This window comes from Pedobacter sp. ASV12 (assembly GCF_016429155.1).
Classification (GTDB): Bacteria; Bacteroidota; Bacteroidia; order Sphingobacteriales; family Sphingobacteriaceae; genus Pedobacter.
Genome location: NZ_JAELUC010000143.1, coordinates 1 through 4,605, shown reverse-complemented (window position 1 = coordinate 4,605; position 4,605 = coordinate 1). Strand labels below are relative to the sequence as shown.

Here is a 4,605-nt window from a genome sequence, read left to right as displayed (position 1 = left end):
CCCCCCCCCCCCCCCCCCCCCCCCCCCCCCCCCCCCCCCCCCCCCCCCCCCCTCTTTTAGATGTGTATAAGAGACAGGTTTTCTTCTGGTTTTATATTTGTTCGGTTATTCCATAAATAAACGAAAACTTCCTGAAGCACATCCTTTAGTGCTTCGGAGTCTGGTAAACTCTTGTATGCATGTCGATAAAGAATACCGTAAAATCGATTGTAAATTTCCGTAAAAGCTTGTTTATCACTATTTTTTAACAGATATGCTAATTCATTATCCGAATAAATGTTATAATCTAGCATAGAAAAGTTCTAAACAATCGAAAGCGCCAAGAAATTTGGTTTATATATGGTTAATTCCAAAAATAATTAATGTTTATGGATAATAAATTAGTAAAATTGGCATAAGACTTAGCGAAATTGGCATCTGCGGGCAAACCAATAAAATTGACCTCTTTCGCTAATTTCAGAACGACATAGGATATGCCGACTGCCAGTTAAATAGTTGTTAGGTTGTTTTTGGCCAAGAGGGGTCAATAGCTTGTAGTTTTTCCACTAATAGAAATATACCCGAAATTTTCAAAGATGAATAGCAGGCCAAGATTTAGGCTAAGAATATAAACAACTGAATATATTGTATTAATATATGAAATGTTGTGCTATTGTTGTCCTCAACAAAAAAGCCGATCATAATCTGATCGGCTTTTGTTCGATTTTGATGTACTCAGAGCGGAACTCAAACTTTTTCTTATAACTGATTGTTTTTCAATTAGTTGTAAGTTTTTTTAAAAGTTGACTCACGAATAACGTTTTTGTATTATAAATTACTGAAAATCAGAACTTTAACAGCTTGTCTAACTCATCCAGACGTGATGCAAAGATAGCAAACCTTCGTTAACTGGCAATAGGAGGGACTAAAAATTAAGGTTCGGATTTTTGCGCATCGCAGGGTGCGCTATTTTTCCATAGCCCAAAACAAAAGGCTATTTCTCTTTTTTCCTATTGGTTCAGGTACGATTAGTTTCAGAAAGCATCGATTTTGTAGGCCTCTTTTTTAAGTCTCTTCTGCAGTTCGGACATATCCTCCTCGACCTTTTTGTCAAGTACCTTGGCATAATGCTGGGTCTGTCTGATGGAGCTGTGGCCGAGCATCTTCGATACAGTTTCAATGGGCACGCCATTGGCAAGGGTAACGGTAGTTGCAAAGGTATGGCGTGCATGATGGCAGGTGATGTCCCTACGGATGCGCGAACGGACCGCTATCTCTTTAATGTAGTCGTTCATCTTTTGGTTGGACGGTACCGGAAGAGATGTCCCTGTAAGGATCGTCCTAGGATGCCTCCTATATCGGGCGAGGATGTTGAGGGGGATTTCCAAAAGCGGGATTTTGCAGAGCGATCCGGTTTTTTCCCTTTTGATAACTATCCATTTTCTCCCGTTCTTTTCTCTTCTGATATCGGAAGGCCTGAGCCGCTTGACGTCTATGTAGGAAAGCCCCGTATAGCAGCAGAAAATGAAAATGTCCCTGACTGTCGCCAGCTTTTTGTTGAGCTTGGTGCATCGTTGCATCCTTTCCAGTTCTGATTCGTTGACCGGAATTACGGGCAGTTCTTTTGGCGAAGTGCTAAAGTTGGCGAAGGGATCTTTTTTTATCCATCCCTTGCTGCGGGCGGAGATCAGTACGGTCTTCAAATAGCCCATATACCTTGCAGAAGTGTTGTGCGTGCACTCTTTTTGCGCCCTGAACCAGTTATATAGCCTGGATACAAAATCATGTCCGATTCTTTCAAGTTCGATGTCCCTGGTCTTATATTCTTGGAACGTGAAGGTGCGGATATGGTTAAGGGTAGAGGCATAGCGCTGGACGGTCCGTTCCCTGTGGGTAGATCCGACCATCCTTTTCAGCGAGTCGATATGTTCCCCGAAGGTTTCCAGCAACATTTTCTTTTCGGCCGACTGGCCCAGCAGGACCTTTGTTATGGTCTCGGCGGTTACCCCGATTCCCGCCTGGACAAGATTGCCCCTGATTTCCAGGATTTTCAGATGGACGGTATCAATAAAGGCATTGACGGTGTTGGCGTCCTCCCTGGTGCCTATGGCCCTGCCTCTTTTGCCGTCCCATCGTTCCGCTTCCCATTTGTATTTGAGCGAGACTTCTTTTGCCAGCCGATCTACGGTAATCCTGACGTAAACATGGCTGAAAGGAGAAACCAGTGATTTCGGTCTTCAGGTGAAAGAATATTCCGAAGCTTTTCTCCAACATAGACCTATGCCATTTGAGGCAGATCAAATTAGCAATCGTATGTTGGGTTATGATGAACCCTGTATTATTATATGCAAACAGAAGTAAAAATTTCTATGCTATAAAATAATCTGTTTTTTATGAGGCAATCGGGTAAACCTGCCTGCCTGAACAGGTTCGATCAATTTTGGAAGCCCTTAATAAGGTACGATTGCCAGAAGGTAAAAGGCAGATTGTTTTTACGTGGGAGATCAATATGTAGTGGTTTTTCCGCTTATCTCTTCTTTCCCCTGCTTCGGCTGTTCCTTTGTCTGTAGCTTATTTCGCCAAAAAGCTTTTCTGGCCTTCGTCCCATCTCGCCTAGTCTTTTGGAAACCGTTTCCCAAGAATAGCTTTTGTTCATCAGCTGGATTGGTTCGTCGAAATTTATGTTGTCATGGTACACTAGGGATTTATAAGCCATAACCGGATTTGTCAAAGGATATTTGCCTGTAAAGGCTGCAACCATGTCTCTCAGTGGCATAATGGAAGACAGATAGGCCAAATCAATGAAATCCTTCAGCCTATCTCCGGCTCCTGTTATTGCATTGAGCTTCATGGCGGCAATATCCAACGGACTGGCCATACGTACGGCATCTTCAACCAGCAATGGCCCAAGCAGGGGATAGGCGTGTGTGATGAGGTCTACTTTCACATTGTCTATGGAGCCTTTCAGGGTATTTTTGTACGAATAATCAGAGAGAAAGCCGTATTTTTTTTGAAGGTATTCCAGCATTTCCGTTTCCTCAAAACCGTCTGTGGAAAACAGGTCTATGTCAATGCTGATCCTGTGGCCGATCTGCAAAGACAGGGCCGTGCCTCCAACAAGGAAAAAGGGAGCCAGCCGTTCGTCAGCCATAAGCGTCTTTAAGAGCTCCAGTGTCCCAGTGCTGACTGTTTCCGTATGTAGCATTTCATTTCCGTTAATGGTATGTCGAACTGGGTGCTTACAAAATGCATGTCTACATCGTTCAGAAATGCGATGTTTTTGATCGAATCGACGACACCGTCTATGCCATAGAGGTTCAGCATTGCATACCAGTCGTTTGGCCAGCCTCTTTCTATTACCCTCTGTACAACTATATTCCGCATTTTGCCGTAATCTATGAGTTTGGCGTCATACTCCCATAAAAGACGGGGGCTGATTGTCGAATCGGGAAAGCTTTTATAGTTATCGAGAAACATCCTGAGCCAATTGTTTGCCCAGCAAAAATAGAGATTTGGAACATCGATTGCAATAGGATTTAGAAGAAGGGCCTTAAAATATGCAGACTGACGCAAAACGTCTATTGCTGTCGATTATATTTTTATTAGTGCTTAACGACGGCATTTTCTAAAAATAGGTTCCCAATTCGTTATAAACAAACAAGCTTAAGGAAAAGTAACAAATTATAGTATTTGGCAGCTTGGCCTAACAAACCAATAAAACTGATCCCGTTTCACCAATTTCAGAACGACATAGAATAGACTGGACAAAACCAATTTGATTGACCCCATCTGGCTAATTTTAGGATATTTCATAATGTTTTGATTGTCAGTAAAGTAAATGTTGGATTGTTTTTGGCGAAGAGGGGTCATTAGCTCGTGGTTTTTCCACCATACTCAAGACGCACAAACGCCCGGAGGTGGTTCAGGGTGGAAACGTAGCGCTTCACGGTGTTCTCGCTGAAGGCGGATCCGGCCAGGCCCTGCCGCATTTCTATGTATCCGCGGAAAGTCTCCAGCAGCATCCTTTTTTCGGGAGAGAGCCCCGAAATGATCCTCATGATCGCATCCGCGGTTGGCGCTATCCGGGTCCCTGCAAGGCTGTTCTTGGCCTCCAGGGCCCTCAGGTGGATTCGATAAACGCGTTGAGCAGCTGGGCGTCCTCCCTGTTTCCCGTCGCCCGGCTTTTCTTCCGGTCCCATCTAGCGGGATCCCAAATTATAAATAAGGGGACTTTGCCTACAATATGGTTAGGTAGCTTTTTTATGTAAAAGTTACGTTTACAATGTGATTGTGCTGAAATATTTAATATTATAATTAAATATTCATAGAAAAATTCCTTTTAAACCAGCAGATTTATTTGTCTATTTAGACGACCAAAGCATTTCACTTAAAATAAAACACTCTTTAGATATTGGATCTCTATTGTATATATTTATATCAGATCCAGAACCCACTCTCCAAATGTCAATGTCGTGATATTTAACTGATAATAACATTGAGATAAATGTAAATGGTTTTGGACCTAGGGGAGCAATAATTATACTATAACTGTCTCTTATACACATCTAAAAAGGGGGGGGGGGGGGGGGGGGGGGGGGGGGGGGGGGGGGGGGGGGGGGGGGGGGG

4 protein-coding genes and 1 pseudogene are annotated in these 4,605 nt (G+C 43.4%); all 5 read right to left on the bottom strand.

The window, feature by feature from the left end; genetic code table 11:
• Positions 1–56: 56 nt before the first annotated feature.
• Positions 57–293: an RNA polymerase sigma factor gene (locus JHD69_RS21570; protein WP_199141931.1), complete on the bottom strand. Its 237-nt coding sequence runs from the start codon at positions 291–293 to the stop codon at positions 57–59.
• Between the two features lie 720 nt (positions 294–1,013).
• Entirely contained in the window at positions 1,014–1,931 is a 918-nt protein-coding gene (locus JHD69_RS19065; protein WP_199141930.1) for a site-specific integrase, read from the bottom strand.
• A gap of 96 nt (positions 1,932–2,027) precedes the next feature.
• Positions 2,028–2,156: pseudogene (locus JHD69_RS21565) on the bottom strand (hypothetical protein); the annotation flags it as partial.
• A 350-nt stretch (positions 2,157–2,506) separates the two neighbouring features.
• Positions 2,507–3,130 (bottom strand): nucleotidyl transferase AbiEii/AbiGii toxin family protein, encoded by a 624-nt coding sequence (locus tag JHD69_RS19055; protein WP_199141928.1) that lies wholly within the window; start codon positions 3,128–3,130, stop codon positions 2,507–2,509.
• 8 nt (positions 3,131–3,138) lie between these two features.
• The gene (locus JHD69_RS19050) at positions 3,139–3,456 is read right to left on the bottom strand and encodes a DUF6922 domain-containing protein (protein WP_441339498.1); all 318 of its coding nucleotides are present in this window, start codon (positions 3,454–3,456) and stop codon (positions 3,139–3,141) included.
• Positions 3,457–4,605 lie beyond the last annotated feature (1,149 nt).

Bases quoted from the DNA above. Each gene is read 5' to 3' on its own strand.
- JHD69_RS19055 (WP_199141928.1), bottom strand. From the start codon at position 3,130: ATGGCTGACGAACGGCTGGCTCCCTTTTTCCTTGTTGGAGGCACGGCC.
- JHD69_RS21570 (WP_199141931.1), bottom strand. From the start codon at position 293: ATGCTAGATTATAACATTTATTCGGATAATGAATTAGCATATCTGTTA.
- JHD69_RS19065 (WP_199141930.1), bottom strand. From the start codon at position 1,931: ATGTTGCTGGAAACCTTCGGGGAACATATCGACTCGCTGAAAAGGATG.
- JHD69_RS19050 (WP_441339498.1), bottom strand. From the start codon at position 3,456: ATGTTTCTCGATAACTATAAAAGCTTTCCCGATTCGACAATCAGCCCC.